10 protein-coding genes and 1 pseudogene are annotated in these 14,995 nt (G+C 75.1%); 6 read left to right on the top strand and 5 right to left on the bottom strand.

Annotation, left to right across the window (positions count from 1 at the left end; all coding sequences use genetic code 11):
• Positions 1 to 217 precede the first annotated feature (217 nt).
• Positions 218 to 1,033: a thioesterase II family protein gene (locus ACZ50K_RS32300; RefSeq protein WP_468909722.1), complete on the bottom strand. Its 816-nt coding sequence runs from the start codon at positions 1,031 to 1,033 to the stop codon at positions 218 to 220.
• Between the two features lie 69 nt (positions 1,034 to 1,102).
• Complete coding sequence (locus ACZ50K_RS32295; protein ID WP_468909720.1) at positions 1,103 to 1,837, bottom strand: sulfotransferase family protein; 735 nt, start codon at positions 1,835 to 1,837, stop codon at positions 1,103 to 1,105.
• 230 nt (positions 1,838 to 2,067) lie between these two features.
• On the opposite strand from ACZ50K_RS32295, the gene ACZ50K_RS32290 reads away from it, so the two are divergent.
• Positions 2,068 to 3,195 carry a beta/alpha barrel domain-containing protein gene (locus ACZ50K_RS32290; RefSeq protein ID WP_468909717.1) on the top strand — a complete coding sequence of 376 codons (1,128 nt, stop codon included), beginning with the start codon at positions 2,068 to 2,070 and terminating at the stop codon, positions 3,193 to 3,195.
• Positions 3,196 to 3,281: 86 nt separating this feature from the next.
• Here ACZ50K_RS32290 and pabB read toward each other — a convergent pair whose 3' ends face one another.
• Both pabB and ACZ50K_RS32280 read right to left on the bottom strand, forming a co-directional pair.
• Positions 3,282 to 5,513 carry an aminodeoxychorismate synthase component I gene (pabB, locus tag ACZ50K_RS32285; protein ID WP_468909714.1) on the bottom strand — a complete coding sequence of 744 codons (2,232 nt, stop codon included), beginning with the start codon at positions 5,511 to 5,513 and terminating at the stop codon, positions 3,282 to 3,284.
• A 77-nt stretch (positions 5,514 to 5,590) separates the two neighbouring features.
• A complete protein-coding gene (locus tag ACZ50K_RS32280; RefSeq protein WP_468909711.1) occupies positions 5,591 to 6,355 on the bottom strand; it encodes a 50S ribosomal protein L11 methyltransferase in 765 nt (254 codons plus the stop codon).
• Positions 6,356 to 6,650: 295 nt separating this feature from the next.
• On the opposite strand from ACZ50K_RS32280, the gene ACZ50K_RS32275 reads away from it, so the two are divergent.
• The gene (locus ACZ50K_RS32275; protein WP_468909708.1) at positions 6,651 to 8,690 is read left to right on the top strand and encodes a helix-turn-helix domain-containing protein; all 2,040 of its coding nucleotides are present in this window, start codon (positions 6,651 to 6,653) and stop codon (positions 8,688 to 8,690) included.
• Positions 8,691 to 8,770: 80 nt separating this feature from the next.
• Here the strand turns inward: ACZ50K_RS32275 and ACZ50K_RS32270 are convergent.
• A pseudogene (locus ACZ50K_RS32270) lies at positions 8,771 to 9,892 on the bottom strand (IS701 family transposase); the annotation flags it as partial.
• 332 nt (positions 9,893 to 10,224) lie between these two features.
• On the opposite strand from ACZ50K_RS32270, the gene ACZ50K_RS32265 reads away from it, so the two are divergent.
• From ACZ50K_RS32265 to ACZ50K_RS32250, 4 genes are all read left to right on the top strand, one after another.
• Positions 10,225 to 10,959, top strand: a complete 735-nt coding sequence (locus ACZ50K_RS32265) for a 4'-phosphopantetheinyl transferase family protein (RefSeq protein WP_468909706.1) — start codon at positions 10,225 to 10,227, stop codon at positions 10,957 to 10,959.
• Positions 10,960 to 11,167: 208 nt separating this feature from the next.
• Entirely contained in the window at positions 11,168 to 12,364 is a 1,197-nt protein-coding gene (locus tag ACZ50K_RS32260) for a S8 family peptidase (protein WP_468909704.1), read from the top strand.
• Positions 12,365 to 12,514: 150 nt separating this feature from the next.
• The gene (locus tag ACZ50K_RS32255) at positions 12,515 to 13,810 is read left to right on the top strand and encodes a hypothetical protein (protein WP_468909701.1); all 1,296 of its coding nucleotides are present in this window, start codon (positions 12,515 to 12,517) and stop codon (positions 13,808 to 13,810) included.
• Between the two features lie 70 nt (positions 13,811 to 13,880).
• Positions 13,881 to 14,948 carry a WxL protein peptidoglycan domain-containing protein gene (locus ACZ50K_RS32250; protein ID WP_468909699.1) on the top strand — a complete coding sequence of 356 codons (1,068 nt, stop codon included), beginning with the start codon at positions 13,881 to 13,883 and terminating at the stop codon, positions 14,946 to 14,948.
• Positions 14,949 to 14,995: the final 47 nt, after the last annotated feature.

Below are 14,995 nucleotides of genomic sequence, written 5' to 3'. Positions count from 1 at the left end.
CCCGTCCGGCACTCCGAAAGGCCCGCCCATGACCTTCCCGGCCCCCGCCGGCCGCTCCCCACCAGGCCGGTCCCGTCAGGGACGTACCGAAGCGAGCGCGGAGCACGAACCGCGGCGAGCGCAGCAAGTGCAGGAAGCGGAGCAGCAGTGGCGGAAACGCGCGTACCCGGCGGGTGACCCCCGCCGGGTACGGATGCCGAAGGTGTGCCGAGCCGGCCTACCGGCCGCTCCACACGGGTACCCGCGTCATCGATTCGACGTCGCCCGCCAGCCGGTCCAGGAACGGACCCGGGGCTTCGTGCAGGAAGAAGTGGCCGCCCGGAAACGCCACGAGCTCCCGGGTGCCCAGGATCTCGTCCGCGTCCCAGGGCCATGCGTCGTCCTCGGTGACCAGGGGGTCCCGCCCCCCGATGTAGACGCGCAGGTCGCAGGGGAGCGGGGAGTCCCGGCGGACCGTGTGCCGGGCCAGGATCTCCATGTCGGCGCGCAGCACCGGCAGGTAGAAGTCGAGGAACTCGGGGTTGTTCCGCAGTTCGGGCGGCAGGCTCCGGGACTGGTCGAGGAGTTGGAGCAGGGCGTCCTCGTCGTTCTCCGCGCCCTTCCGCCAGCGTTCCGGCGCGGGCCGGGAGGGTGCCGGTGAGGCGACGGCGACCAGGCCGCGGACCGGCCGTCCGCTGTAGTGGCGGAGTATCAGGCAGAGTTCCCAGCCGATCACCGCGCCCATGCTGTGGCCGAGGACGACCATGGGCAGGGCCGGGTTGGGGAGGGTCTCCAGTGCGGTGACGATCCCGTCCACCACCTCGGCCATCCGGGTCAGCGGTTCCTCGGTGATCCGGCTGCCGTGGCCGGGGAGTTCCACGGCGAGCACCTCGGTGCCGACGGGCAGTGACCCCGCCCAGTCGCGGTACAGGTGGGCCGCTCCCCCGGCGGGCGGCAGGCAGAGCAGGCGACGGCGCGCGGTGGCCGCGGTGGTCTGGGGGGCGTACCAGCTCTTCAGCCAGGCGGCTGGGCCCACGGGCGGACTGCCGTACATCGGTGGTGGTCTCCCTGTCGTTCGTCGGGTCCGGGTGCCGGGCCGCGCGATCCGCGGCCCGGCACCCGGTCATCGGGTCGCCGCTGGTTCGAGGGGTGCGAGGTCGAGGCGGTGGGCGCTCAGCCACTCGTAGTAGGGCAGCTGGTCGGCGTACAGCTCGGCCAGGCGCGGGTCCCGGCGGACGGTTTCGGCGGCGCTGCCGGTCCCGTCCGCACGACCGGCGGCGCCGCCGGTCTCGTGCACGGTCCATCCTGCCGGTTCGGCGGGGGCCGGCGGCAGCCCGGTCCGGGCGGCGTAGGCGGCGGCCAGTTCGGCCGGGCGGGTCAGCAGGTCCTCGGCGTGCAGCACCAGCGGGACGCTCCCGGTGGCCATCCGGGCCAGTTCGAAGAGTTCCCAGCAGTGGCCGAAGCCGATGTCCTCGGGGCGGGCGTCCGGGTTCCCGGCGTGGTGGGTGGCGATCACCTCGGCCGGGTCGCGGACCAGGAAGGTGTGCTGGACCCGGCCGGTGAGTCGGGGGTCGCGCAGCAGGCCGTGGTGGCGCGGCGCGGTGCTGTCCGCGAAGTGCACCGGGCGGGCCCCGGGGCCCTCGGCGAGTTCCAGCAGGGAGCCCAGGAGCGCGTCCGGGGTGCCGTAGGTGGCTCCGTGGTGGCCGTAGCCGCCGCGGGTGGCGAGCCGGGTGAACGGGTCGCTCAGCACCGTCAGGTCTCCCCGGTCCGCGATCATCCGCCCGAAGGCGGTGGCCCGGCAGCCGGGCGGGCTCCACAGCGCGGTCACCGGGAGCCGGTCGTGCAGTACGTGAATCATCCGGAAGGTCCACTCCGTCGCAGCTCAGAGGCAGGGCAGAGGCAGGCCGAGTGTTCCTCCGGCGGGTGCGCGGGAGCCAGCGGGCGGGCGGGACTTCGTCAGTTTCCGGGCAGCTGACAAAGACCCCTCCGGGCGGGCGCCGGGTCCGGCCGGCGCGATTAGATTTCGCCTTCCGCACGACGGCGGGACGCGACGAGAGACGGCTGCACGCCTCGGCGGAATGGGGCTCGATGGATCCGAGAACGAGCCCGGCCGGCGGTCCGGTGCGGCGGCTCACCGCCGAGGGCGTGTCCCTCTGGCTGGACGCGGCGGGCAGCCGCCTGCTGTCCTCCGGCCGGTGGGACCGGCTGGTCCGGGAGTACGGGGTGACCGGCGCCGCCCTGGCGTACGGGGAGCTCACCGCTCCGGCCGGGCTCGCCACCGGCGTCCCGGTCGGCCTGCCGGCCGGGGCGGAGGCTGCGGCCCGGGCGCTGGTGGTCCGGGAGTTGCGGGCGCTGTGCGGGGCGCTGGACCCGCGGTGGCGGGCGGGCGGCGGGACCGGGGGTCTGGTGTGCGCGCCGGTGGGTCCGGCCGGTACGGGCGGCGAGCCGGTGGCCGCGACCGCCGAGGCCGTCCGGCTGCACCGGGCGGTGGGCCGGCCCAATCTGCTGGTCGGCTTCGGCGCCGGCCCGGTGGGGACGGCCGCGTTCCGCGGTGCGCTGGCGGAGGGTGTCGGGGCCTGCGTCGGCCCGGTGTTCTCCGAGGAGGGGTACCGGCGGGTGCGGGACGCCTGGTTCGAGGGGCTGGCCGCGGCGCTGGCGGCGGGCCGGCCGCCGGCCGGGGTCCCGGCCGCGGTGCGGGTGCCGGTGGGCGCGGTGACGGCCCGGGTGCTGGCGGCCCTGCCGGAGCTGCCCGAGGACGGGGACGGGGAGGTGGCCCGAGCGGTGGCCCGGCAGGCCGGGATCGCGGTGGCCCGGCGGGTGTTCGCCGCGCACGAGGAGCTGTTCGACGATCCGCGCTGGCCCCGGCTGGCCCGGGCCGGGGCGCTGCCGCCTCGGCTGGTGTTCGGGCTGGACGCCGCCTCGGTGCCGGCCGGGTCCGGCGGTCTGGTGGCGGCCGGGGTGGTGCACGCGGTGACCGGTCCGGTCCTGGAGCGGCTGGCGGGCTCGGTGCTGCTGCTGGAGGGGGACACCCTCTCCGGCCGGCACCTCAGCGCCCGGGACGATCTGGAGCGGCTGGCCGGGCTCGGGGTGCGCTGGCCGGGACTGGCCCGGGAACTGGAGGCCTCGGCCGGGGTCTCGGAGCGCCGGGCCTGGCGGTCGCTGGTCGCGGCGGTGCGCCGGGAGCTGGAGCGGACGGATCGCGGGGGTGCGCGTTGACCCCGGCCGATGGTCTCGGCCGGGGTCGGGGGCGCGGTGCGGGGCGGTGGGGTGGGGGGTGCGGGGTGGTCGGGCCGCGGGCCGGGTCAGCCGGTGGCCGCCGTGCTCAGCGGGGAACCGGCCCGGGCGGGTACGGCCCGGCCGGGGAATCCGTCGGCGGTGAGTCCGAGCAGCGGGGCGGACTTGACGGCGGTCTCCTCGAACTCCTCCGCCGGGTCGGACAGGGCCACGACGGCGCCGCCGATCCCGTACCGGACCCGTCCCGGGGTGAGCAGCAGGGTGCGGATCACGATGGAGAAGTCGCAGGCGCCGGAGAGGGAGAAGTATCCGATGGCGCCGGCGTAGACCCCGCGCGGGCCGCCTTCCAGACGGTCGATGAGCCGCATGGTGCGCAGTTTGGGGGCGCCGGTCATGGATCCGCCGGGGAAGGCGGCGCGGACGCAGTCCACGGCGCCGAGCTCGGGCCGCAGCCGGGCGGTGATGGTGGAGACCAGCTGGTGGACGGTGGCGTAGCTCTCGATCCGGAAGATGTCCTCGGCCTCGACGCTGCCGGGCACCGCGCAGCGGCCCAGGTCGTTGCGGACCAGGTCGACGATCATCAGGTTCTCGGCGCGGTCCTTCTCGCAGGAGGCCAGTTCGCGGCGGATCTCGGCGTCCTGGGCGGCGGTGGCCCCGCGCGGCCGGGTGCCCTTGATCGGGCGGGACTCGGCGATGCCGTCGGCGCCGACCCGCAGGAACCGCTCCGGGGAGGTGCTGAGCACCTGGAGCCCGTCGAACTGGAGCAGCGCGGCGAACGGCGCCGGGTGGCTGTGGCGCAGGGCCCGGTAGGTCTGCCAGGGGTCGGGGCTGCCGTCCGCCTCGGCGAGGTTGGTCAGGCACACCTCGTACGTCTCGCCGGCCGCGATCTCGCTGCGGCACTCCTCGATCCGGTCGAGGTACCCGGCGCGGTCGTGGCGCAGCCGCAGGCCGGTGAGCGGGGCCTGACGGACCGGGACGGGTGCGGTGGCGGGCGGGGCGGCGGTCAGCAGGCGGGCGGTGCGGCCGAGCCAGTCGCGGGCGTCCCCCTCCTCGCCCTCCTCCGCGAGGGCCAGCAGGTAGGTGGTGCCGGTGTGGTGGTCGAGGACCACCGCGCGGTCGGCGAAGACCATGACGGCGTCCGGGTCCTCGGCGCGGTGCGCGGCCTCGCCGCCGCACTGGGCCTTGAGCTCGTAGCCGAGGTATCCGGTCCAGCCGAGGGTGAAGTCGAAGGGCAGCACGGGGATGTCGGTGCGGCACTGGCGCAGGTCGCGGTCGATCCAGTCGAGGAAGTCCTCGGCGACCAGCTGCTCGGGGACCCCGCCGGCCGAGTAGACGCAGACGGTGCCGCTGGTGACGTCGGCCTTGGCGATCCGGGAGAGGGGTCCGCCGGCGTTGCCGAGGTAGGAGAAGCGGCCCTGCGGGCCGTCGGAGCGGCTGCTGTCGAGCCAGAAGGCGTGCGGGCCGTGGCGGAACAGCCGGTCGTAGACGGATTCGTCGTCCCAGCGGGTGGTGAGGATGTCGGCGAGCACCCGCAGCCGGCGCACCGGGGCGGCCGCCGGGTCGGCGGCGGACGCGGGCACGGACGCGGGCACGGCGGCCGGCGCGGCGACGGGCACGACGGCCGGGGCGGTGGTGGCCTGGGCCGGGATGTGCAGGCGGACCGGGGCGGCGGTCCGGGGCGGCTCCGGCGCGGGGTCCTCCCCGGCGGCCGCGGTCAGGCCGTGGTGCTCCAGCACCAGCCGCCGGAAGTTGTCGATGAGTTCGGCGCCGTAGGCGGTGGACACCGACTCGGGGTGGAACTGGAGCCCCCAGCGCGGCCGGGTGCGGTGGCGCAGTCCCATCACCACCCCGTCCGGGCTCCAGGCGGTGGCCTCCAACTCGGCGGGCAGGTCGGCGACGGCCAGCGAGTGGTACCGGACCACCTCGAAGGGGGAGGGCAGCCCGGCGAACAGCCCGCTGCCGTCGTGGATCACCGGGGAGAGCCGGCCGTGCCGGGGTTCGGGGGCCCGGACCACCCGGCCGCCGTGGGCGTGGGCCAGCCCCTGGTGGCCGAGGCAGACGCCGAGCAGCGGCAGTGCGGAGTGGTCCAGGATGTCGCGGCAGATCCCGAAGTCGGCGGCCCGCTCCGGGGTGCCGGGCCCCGGGGACAGCACCACGGCGTCGAACCCGTCGAGCAGGTCCGGTCTCCAGGCCGCCTCGTCGTTGCGCAGGACCACCGGCTCCACCCCGGTGACCTCGGTGATCTGGTGGAACAGGTTGTAGGTGAAGGAGTCGTAGTTGTCGACCAGCAGGGTGCGCACGGCAGCAGTCCTCGCGAAGGGGTAGGGGCGTAAGCGCCGGGGGCGGGATGCGGTGTGGTGAGCGGTGCCGGGCTGGGTCACGGGGCGGGCACGATCGCCAGCAGGGTGTGGTCCACCGGGACGGCGTCCTCCTGGACCTGGCGGGACACCAGGGTCAGCAGCCGGTGGCCGGTCTCCGCGGCGAGCTGCTTGAGCAGGGCCAGGTCTCCGCGGGAGCTGAAGTGCAGCAGGGCGGAGCCGCCGGGGGTGAGCCGGCCGCAGACCTCGGCGAGGTAGCGGCGGTGGGCGGCGTAGCCGGGGTCCACATAGGCCCGGTCGTGGTCGGTGGCGTACTGGTGGCCGGCCGGGGCGAGCACGTAGTTGGAGCTCCAGAAGACCAGGTCGAAGCGCTCGTGCGGGTCGAGGGAGGCGAACAGGTCGCTGTGCACGGCCTGGACCCGGTGGGCGACCCCGTGCCGTTCGGCGTTCAGCCGGGTGTTGGCCACGGCCTGGGGGTTGATGTCCGCGGCCACCACCCGCTCGCAGCCGGCCAGGGCGCCCATCACCGCGATGACCCCGGCCCCGCTGCCGATCTCCAGCATGGAGCCGGTGCGGGGGGTCTCGACCGTATCGGACCAGCCCAGGAAGTCCAGGGCGATGGAGGTGGAGGGCGAGAAGGGGGGCGCGAACACCTCGTCGAGGAGGTCCCAGGTGCGGCCCCGCAGCTCGAACTCGCGCGGCCGGTCGGCCCGGTTGCGGGACTCGGAGCTGCGGGCGAGCGAGCGCTGGTGATCACGGACCACATGGGCGGGGCAGGCGGTGCGCGGTGCGTCGGCGGCGGTGACGACGGTGGCCTGGGACATGTATTCCCCCTCCTGGAATGTCACTTGAGAACCGGTCGAGTCGGCGTGAGAGGAGTCTGCTTCGGCCAGGCCCGCACGCAGAAGGTGAGCCCTCCACACAACAAGGGCCTCAGGGTGGTGTTCCCGCCACTGCCTGTGATGAGGAATCGGACCAATGCCTCACAAAACCTCTTCCAGACGGAATCTTCAACTCCCCTTTAACATCCACCCATTGACAATTGACCATGACCTGAGGCGTCGCCTAGATTCCCGGCAGAGCGCGGTTGTGCACCCCCCACACGTGAGGAAACAACCCATGGCCTTAGACGCCGAGCCGGTCCGATCCGGAATCCTGGGCGTACTGGAACTGCTCGCCCGCGAGGCCCCGGCCGGCGCCTACGAGGAACTCCTCGGCCCCGGCGCGGACGAACCGCTCGACCGGGCCTTACGGCTCGCGGCCGCCGTCCGCGACCAGCTCGGCCGCCGCCAGCAGCGGGAATCCGTGCTCGCCGCCCTGGTCGACACCGCGCACGACCTCACCCTGCCGTACGAACTGGACGCCCTGCTCAAGGTGATCGCCCGCCGGGCCCGGCTGCTGCTGAACCTGGACATGTCGTACATCAGCTTCCACGACGAGGACACCGGCGACAGCTACGTCCGCACCGCCGATGGCCACGCCACCCCCCTGACCATGGGGTTCCGGGTGCCGGACGGCTCCGGTCTGGGCGGCTCGGTGAAGAACAGCAGCGCCCCCTTCTGGAGCCCCGACTATCTGACCGACCCCCGGGTCACCCACCATCCGGTGATCGACGAAGTCGTGCGAGCCGAAGGCCTGCGGGCCATCATCGCCGTCCCGCTGGGCCACCGCGGCACCTCGCTCGGCGTCCTCTACGCGGCCGACCGCACCATCCGGCACTTCACCCCGGACGAGATATCCCTGATGGCCTCGCTCGGCGACCTGGCCTCGGTGGCCATCGAGAAGGCCCGGGTGCTGGCCCGGGCCCGCGCCGACATCGCCGAACTGGAGCGCTACACCTCGCGGGCCAAGTCCGAACTGGTCGCGGAACGCCGGACCAACGAGGCGCACGCCCAGCTCACCGATCTGCTGCTGGCCGGCGGCGACCTCGGCGGACTGCTGGCGCTGGCCGCCGGACACCTCGGCGGAACCGTCGCCGTGCTCGGCCCCGACGGACACCTGATGTCCTCCACCGGGCCGCTGCCGGAACCGCTGCCGGGCCCGGAGGGCATGGTCCGGCTGGTGATGGAGACCCATGTGAGCAGCCGACCGGTCCGGTTCGCCCCCGATGTGTGGCTGGCCCCGGTCGCGGCCGGGGCCGAGAGCCTGGGCTGCGTCCTGCTGCACACCCCGGAGCCGCTGTCCGAGGGCGGACAGCGGCTGCTGCGGCTCACCGCCGCCACCACCGGGGTGCTGCTGCTGATGCAGCGCAACACGGCGGTGGCCGAGAGCCAGGTCCGGGAGGAGTTCTTCGACGACCTGCTGACCGTCCCGGGCCGGCCGCTGCCCCAGCTCCGCGACCGGGCCCGGCGGCTCGGCATCGACCTCGAACTCCCCTACGCGGTGGCGGTGATCCGCCCCGAGGGCGGTCCGCAGGGCCGGGCGGTGGTGTGGGCCTCCTCGTACGCGCTGCGGGCCGGCGGGCTGTCCACCGTACGCGGCGGCTGCCTCACCGTGCTGCTGCCCTCCGACAACCCGGGGGCCACCGCCCGGCAGATCGCGGCCGAGCTGTCCCCGCTGCTCGGACACCCCGTCACCATCGGCGCCGCCGGCCCCACCAAGGGCCTGTCCGACATCGAGCCCGCGCACTCCGAGGCGGTCCGCTGTCTGGGCGCGCTGACCTCGCTCGGCGGCAGCGGCACCTCGGCCTCCGCCGACGAACTCGGCTTCCTGGGAATGCTGCTCGGCGACCACCACAGCGTCGACGGGTACATCTCCCGGACCATCGGACCGGTCATCGACTACGACGACCACCGCTACACCAACCTGGTACAGACCCTGGACGCCTACTTCCGCTCGGGCGGCAGCCCCACCCACGCCGCCGAGACCCTGCACGTCCACCCCAACACGGTCTCCCGGCGACTGGAACGGATCACCGCCCTGCTGGGCGAGGACTGGCAGGAACCGGCCCGCGCCCTGGAGGTCCAGCTCGCCCTGCGCCTCCACCACACCCGCGGCACCCTCCGCCCCACCCCTCCCGCACCCGCCCGGTCAACCCCGACCGGTCTGCACGCCCGGGCGGACCTGACGGGCCCGTCGGCCCCGACGGTCCACGGAGCTACGAGTCCGGGCGGCGGCCCGGGCGGAGAGGGTCAGGCCGACCGCATCCGGCCGCGGTAGCCCCCCGCCGGAAGGTCCACCGGACGCGACTCGGCGGCCACCGGCCGCACCCCGCCGGAAGGCCTGCCCACCGGCCGGGCGGCCGCCCGCGCCCGTCCGGCCGCCGCCCCCTCCAGGGCGCGCACCGCGTGCGCTGCGGAGGCCAGCGTGACGTGCCGGTGCCAGCCGGGGAACGACCTGCCCTCGAAGTCCCGCATGCCCACCCGCTCGGACACCTCGGCGAACTCCCGGTCCACCCGCCGGGACAGCTCGGCCAGCCGCAGCAGTCCGGCCGGCGGCGCGGTCACCAGATCGGTGAGCAGGAACCGGTCCGGCCGCCGGCGCGGATCGCTCCACTCCGCCAGCAGGGTCAGCGGCCGCCCCGGAGCACCCGGCCGGCCCGTCTCCACCCGCACCGCGGCGGCCAGGACGTTGCGCACCGAACCGTCGGCCCCGTCGGCGTAGCGGACCGGCCGGCGCAGCATCCGGGCGGCCTCCATCGCGGCCCCGGCCCGGGTCCGCGCCCGGCCGATCCCCGGCAGGTGCGGATCGGCCACGGTCAGCGGGACGCTGCCGCCGATCCGCATCACGAAGGGCAGCCCGGCGGCCGCACACCGCTGCGGGAGCTCCTCGGGCCCGCCGTGCACCGCGTCCAGCACCACCGGCATCCGGCGCAGCATGCCCGTACCGGCGAGGTCCAGCACCGAGCGGGCGGCGCAGTCGGCGAGGGTGGTCTCCTCGGGGAGGTGCAGGGACCAGCCGACCGGGGCGCTCACCCGCTCGCCGACCGCCCAGGCGCCGAACGCCTGCTGGCCGTTGACCATCTGGCCCAGCCGGGTGTCGAAGCGGCGTTCCACCCCGACCGTGTGCGCCCCCGACTTGGGGATCACCATCGGCTTGACCACCCAGGCCTGCGGATCCGCGGACCGCTCCAGATAGACGGCCAGCGCCTCCCGCACCTGGCGCCAGTCCCAGGTCGAGCAGCTGATGAAGTGGTGGAGGCTCTGCTCCCCCGCCGCGACACCGGCGTGGGCGGCGATGCTGCGCATGGACTTGCGGCCGGGCGCGGTGAGCAGTCCGCGGACGTACAGTTCCGCTTTCCGCCGCTGGTCCGCCCGGGGCAGCGAGTCGAAGACGGCGGCGCACACGTGCCCCGCCATGTCCTGCGCCGCGGCCCCCGCGCTCCACGGCCGTGTGCGCTCCGCCAGTCGCGAGCTGCCCATGCCCTCGCCTCTTCCGTCGTCCGCCAGGTCACCTCCAGCTTGGGTTCCGGCCCCCCTCCGCACGAGGGCCGCCAGTCACACTCCTGGCCCCGGCCGGTGGTGGGGACGTCACCACCCCCCGGCGCCCGGACGGGCCGCCGGGGCCCCGGAAACCCCTCCGGGTGTGGGCGGGCCACCCCCGCCCGGCACTGCCGCCCCGGCCGCACCAGCCGCCCCCGAAGCCCCGTACCGCCGGTAACCTCCGGGTGCGGGAGCAGGGACGCCCGGACGGGGGGCGCCCCTGGCGATCCGGCGGACCCGGCCCCGGCGGCGGCGCGCCGTACTCTCTTCGGGTGAGCCTGGAAGTGAAGATCCTCGGCAGTTCCGCCCCGGTGACCGGCGGCCGGCCCCTCGGCACGGCCGCGGCCGTGTGGTCCCTGGACACCACCCGCACCGTGGTGGGCGGGCATCGGGTCGCGGACGCCGCCGACCTGCTGGACCACGACGAACGGGAACGGGCCGACCGGCTGGTCCGGCCCGGCCACCGGGAGCGCTACCTCGCCTCCCACCTGGCGCTGCGGCTCCTGCTCGGCGACTACCTGGGACTGCCGCCGCAGGAGGTACGGCTGGCCCGGGAGGCCTGCCACGGCTGCGGCGGCCCGCACGGCCGGCCCGTACTGGCCCCCGGCTCCGACCCCGCCGCCGCCCGCACCGGCGACGCCCCCCTGCACTTCTCCCTCTCGCACAGCGGGGACTCCGCCTATCTGGCGTTCGCCGGGGTGCGGCTCGGCGTGGACGTGGAGGCGATCCCGGCCATGAGCGCGGTCACCGACATCATCGGAACCCTGCACCCCCGGGAGACCGCCGAACTCTCGGCCCTCCCGCCCGCGGAACGCCCGGCCGCGCTGGCCCGCGTCTGGGCCCGCAAGGAGGCCTGCCTGAAGGCCACCGGCGCGGGCCTGACCAACGGCCTCGCCGAACCCTACGTAGGCTCCGCCACCCCCCCGCCCCTCCTCCCCTCCTGGACCCTCACCGACCTCCCCGCCCCACCCGCCTACGCCGCCGCCCTCGCCACAGCCACCCCCTGACCCCCACCCGGGCGGTCCCGTGGTGCGCACGGGACGGCGCGCACCGCCCGGGCGGCGAGCCCGACGGGGGCCCGGTCCCGTGGTGCGTAGGGGAAGGCGCGCACCGCCCGGGCGGCGAGCCCGTGGCTCGCCCGGGGTGCGGGCGTGTCCTACCGCCGGGCGGACCACCCTTCGTGCGGCCCGCACGCCCCGCGGCCAGCATCGCGTCATGAACCCCCTCTCCGTACTGCTCCCCGCCGCCGCCCTGTTGGCGGTCGCGGTCCTGCCCGTCCGGCACCCCGCCGCGGGCGACCGCTCCGACGCGCCGACCGCCCCGTACGTCATCGTCCTCAAGGACACCGCCCCCCGCGCCCTGACCAGGGCGATGGCCGCCGAGGCCACCGAGGCCGGCGAGGACGTCGGCCAGGTCTACGGCGCCGCCCTCAACGGCTTCGCCGTCCGCACCACCCCGGCCCGCGCCGCCGAATACGCCGCCGACCCCCGGGTGGCCCGGGTCGAGCCCGACACCCGGTTCACGGTCTCCGACACCCAGCCGGCCGCCCCCTGGCACCTGGACCGCCTCGACCAGCCGGCGCTGCCGCTGGACGGCTCGTACACGTACGGCGGGACCGGTTCCGGCGTCACCGTCTACGTCCTGGACACCGGGATCGCCACCGCCCACCGGGAGTTCGGCGGCCGGGCGGTGGCCGGCCACAACGCGGTCCGCGGCGAGGGCCCGGCGGACTGCAACGGCCATGGCACGCATGTGGCGGCGACCGTCGGGGGCGCCACCCACGGTGTCGCCAAGGGCGTGCGCCTGGTGTCGGTGAAGGTCGCCGACTGCGAGGGCGACGGCACCCTGTCCTCGCTGCTCTCCGGCCTCGACTGGATCGTCCGGCACCACGCCGCCGGCGGCACCACGATCCCGCCGCGGCCGGCCGTCGCCAACATGAGCATGGGGGGCGACCGGAACCGGACCCTGGAGTCCGCGGTCCGCCGGGCCGTCGCCTGGAACATCACCTTCACCGCCGCAGCCGGCAACGACGGCCGTGACGCCTGCACCACCAGCCCGGCCGCCGTCCCCGAGGCGCTGACGGTCGGCGCCACCGACTCCCGGGACCGGCGGGCCGGGTTCTCCAACCACGGCCGCTGCGTGGACCTGTTCGCGCCCGGCACCGGTGTCGAGTCGGCCTGGATCGGCGCCCCGGACGCCGTCCGCGCCCTGTCCGGCACCTCGATGGCGGCACCGCAGGCGGCGGGTGCGGCCGCCCTGGTGCTGGGCGCCAGGCCGACCGCGACCCCGGCGCAGGTCGCGGCCGCCCTGCTCGGGGACTCCGTTCCGGACACCGTGGCCGGACTGCCGTCCGGGACGGCGAACCGCCTGCTCCAGGTGCCCGTGGCCCGCACTCTTCCCGCCCCGTCCTGATGGGACATCAATTTCTGTGCGCTTCGGGCGAAAGCAAGTCATTGACTTCTCATGACGGCGACGCGTCAATGTCGGCCACCGCACCGGCTCGGCCTCCCCCACACAGCGGGTGGGGGGAGGGGTTCGTCATGACGAAGGAGTCGCGACCCAGTGAGTACCAAGACGTTCCGACGAAGAGTGCTGGCCGGGGCGGGAGCGCTCTCCCTGACCCTGACGGGCGCCGTGGTGGGCCTGGCGGGGACGGCGCAGGCCGCGACCAAGACCACACCGGTGTTCATGAAGTGCGACGCCCCGGCGCCGCAGCCGGACGGTGAGGGCGACCAGAACTTCACCGTCACCCTCCCGGACGGCGCCAAGGCCGGCGATGTCGTCCCGATCACCATCGACCCGGGCGAGACCCCGGTCGTGCCGATGTTCAGCATCGACACGGTCAACACCACCAAGGCGCACCTGCGGGTCGGCGGGTCCGCTCAGGTGGTCACCAGCCCGCCCGTGCCGAGCAAGCAGGAGGCGGGCAAGAAGGCGGACCCGCCGCCGTTCAGCGGCACCGTCAAGATCCCTGACGGTACCGAGGGCACCACCGTCCAGGTCACCATCGACCAGGTGATCACGGACGCCGACCTCGGCGGCACGGTCTACACCACGACCTGCCTCCCCACGCCGCGGCCCAGCGCCCCGGTGGGCTCCGTCGCGGTCGAGGCCCTGCCCAAGGACCCGGTCACCACCAAGCTGACCCCGAACAGCGGCAAGGCGGGCACCGAGGTGACCGTGGCCGGCGCCAACTTCCCGGCCGGCGCGGTGACCTGCTCGGCCTCCCTGGGCGGCACGGCCACCGGTGACACCGGCACGGGCAGCGCGAACGCCTCCGGGGTCGCCTCCTGCACCCTGACCGTCAGCAAGAAGGCCGACGCCATCCAGATCGACGGCTCGACCGGCGCGGCCAAGGCCTTCGTGTTCATCGAGGACCAGCCGGGCGTGAAGAACCCGGTCGACGTGGAGGTACTGCCCGGTCCGCTGGGCATCGGCCCCAAGGACGGCTTCCCGGCCTCCGACTGGGGCAAGGTCACGATCAACGGCAAGCCGCAGTCGATCGTCGGCCAGTTCAACGCCGCTTCCGTGCAGGACTTCCGCGGCGGCAGCCTCGGCTGGGACGTCACCGCGACCCGTACGCCGTTCCTGAACGAGACCACCGGGCACTCCATGGCCACCGCGCAGATCGGCATCCAGCCGAGCTGCACCGTCACCAACCCGGCGAGCCCGAGCACCTGCTCCGCCGGAACGCCCGGGGCGATCACCGACACCCCGATGAAGGTGGCCTCCCAGGCCGCCGGCGGCGACCAGCTGACCGGCGGCGAGTTCTCCGTCGGCGGCGCCGGAATGATCCAGCTCCCGCCGTTCATGTTCGCCGACACCTACCAGTCGGTCGTGACCTTCTCGGTCGCCTGACCGGTCCGTTCCCGGGTGGTGCGGGGCTCCGGCCCCGCACCACCCACCCCCTTTTTCCGGGAGCCCCCGCATGCCCACCCGCACCCGAACCCGCGTCCGCCTCCGCGCCCTTCCGCGCCTCCCGCGCCTTCCCCTCGTCGCGGTCCTCCCCCTGCTCCTGGCCGGCGGGCTGATATCCGCCCCGGCCGCCGCGGCGGCGGACAACGGCAGCTGGGGCGTGTTCCCCACCCCGGCCGCGGGCGCGCAGATGCCCGACCGGGCCTACTTCTTCCACCAGGGCGCGGCGGGCACCACCGTCAGCGACAGCGTGACCGTCCAGAACGCCTCCGACCGCGAGCTGACCTTCCGGGTCTTCGCCACCGACGCCGTGAACACCCCGGTGGGCGGCGCGTTCGCCCTGCTGCCGGTGGAGACCCCGCCCAAGGACCTGGGCCGCTGGACCGCCCTGGGCCCGGAGGCCGCCGGGACCGTCACCGTCCCGGCGAAGGGCCGCAAGGACATCCCCTTCACCATCAAGGTCCCCGAGGACGCCACCCCCGGCGACCACGTGGGCGGCATCGTCGCCCTGGGCACCGCCATCGAGGGCACCGAGGGACAGGACAAGGTCAAGGTCGGAGTCCGGCGGTCGGTCGGCGCCCGCGTCTACTTCCGGGTGCCCGGCCCGGTGACCCCCGGCCTGAGCGTGGAGAACCTGCGCACCGAACGCACCGCCCCGCTCGTCCCGTGGACCGGCAAGGCCCCCGTCACCCTCTTCTACACCCTGGTCAACCGGGGCAACATGGTCCTCTCGCCGAAGGTGTCGGTCCGCGCCCAGGGCCTCTTCGGCCGTACGGTCCTGGACCGCCCGGCCCGCGACCTGCGCCTGTCGCTCCTCCCGGGCCAGCGGGTGGAACTGACCGAACCCTGGCCGGACTCCCCCCAGCTGGACCGGGTCACGCTCTCCCTGACCGCGACCGCCACCGAGCACCCGGACCTGACCGCCGAAGCCGACACCGGCTTCCTGGCCGTCCCCTGGCCCGCCCTCGGCACCCTCCTGGTCCTGGCCGGCGCCACCCTGGCCCTCCTGGCCCACCGCCGCCGCACCGCCCGCCCCGACCCCACCCCGACCCCCGCCCCCGACCTCACCCCGGCCCCCTGACCGCACGGCCGACCCTCCCCGGGACGGCCGGAACCCCCGGCCGGTGA

This window comes from Streptomyces sp. NPDC033845, assembly GCF_055576225.1.
The sequence above is the reverse complement of the archived record's forward strand: the minus strand, read 5'-3'. Positions and strand labels throughout refer to the sequence as shown.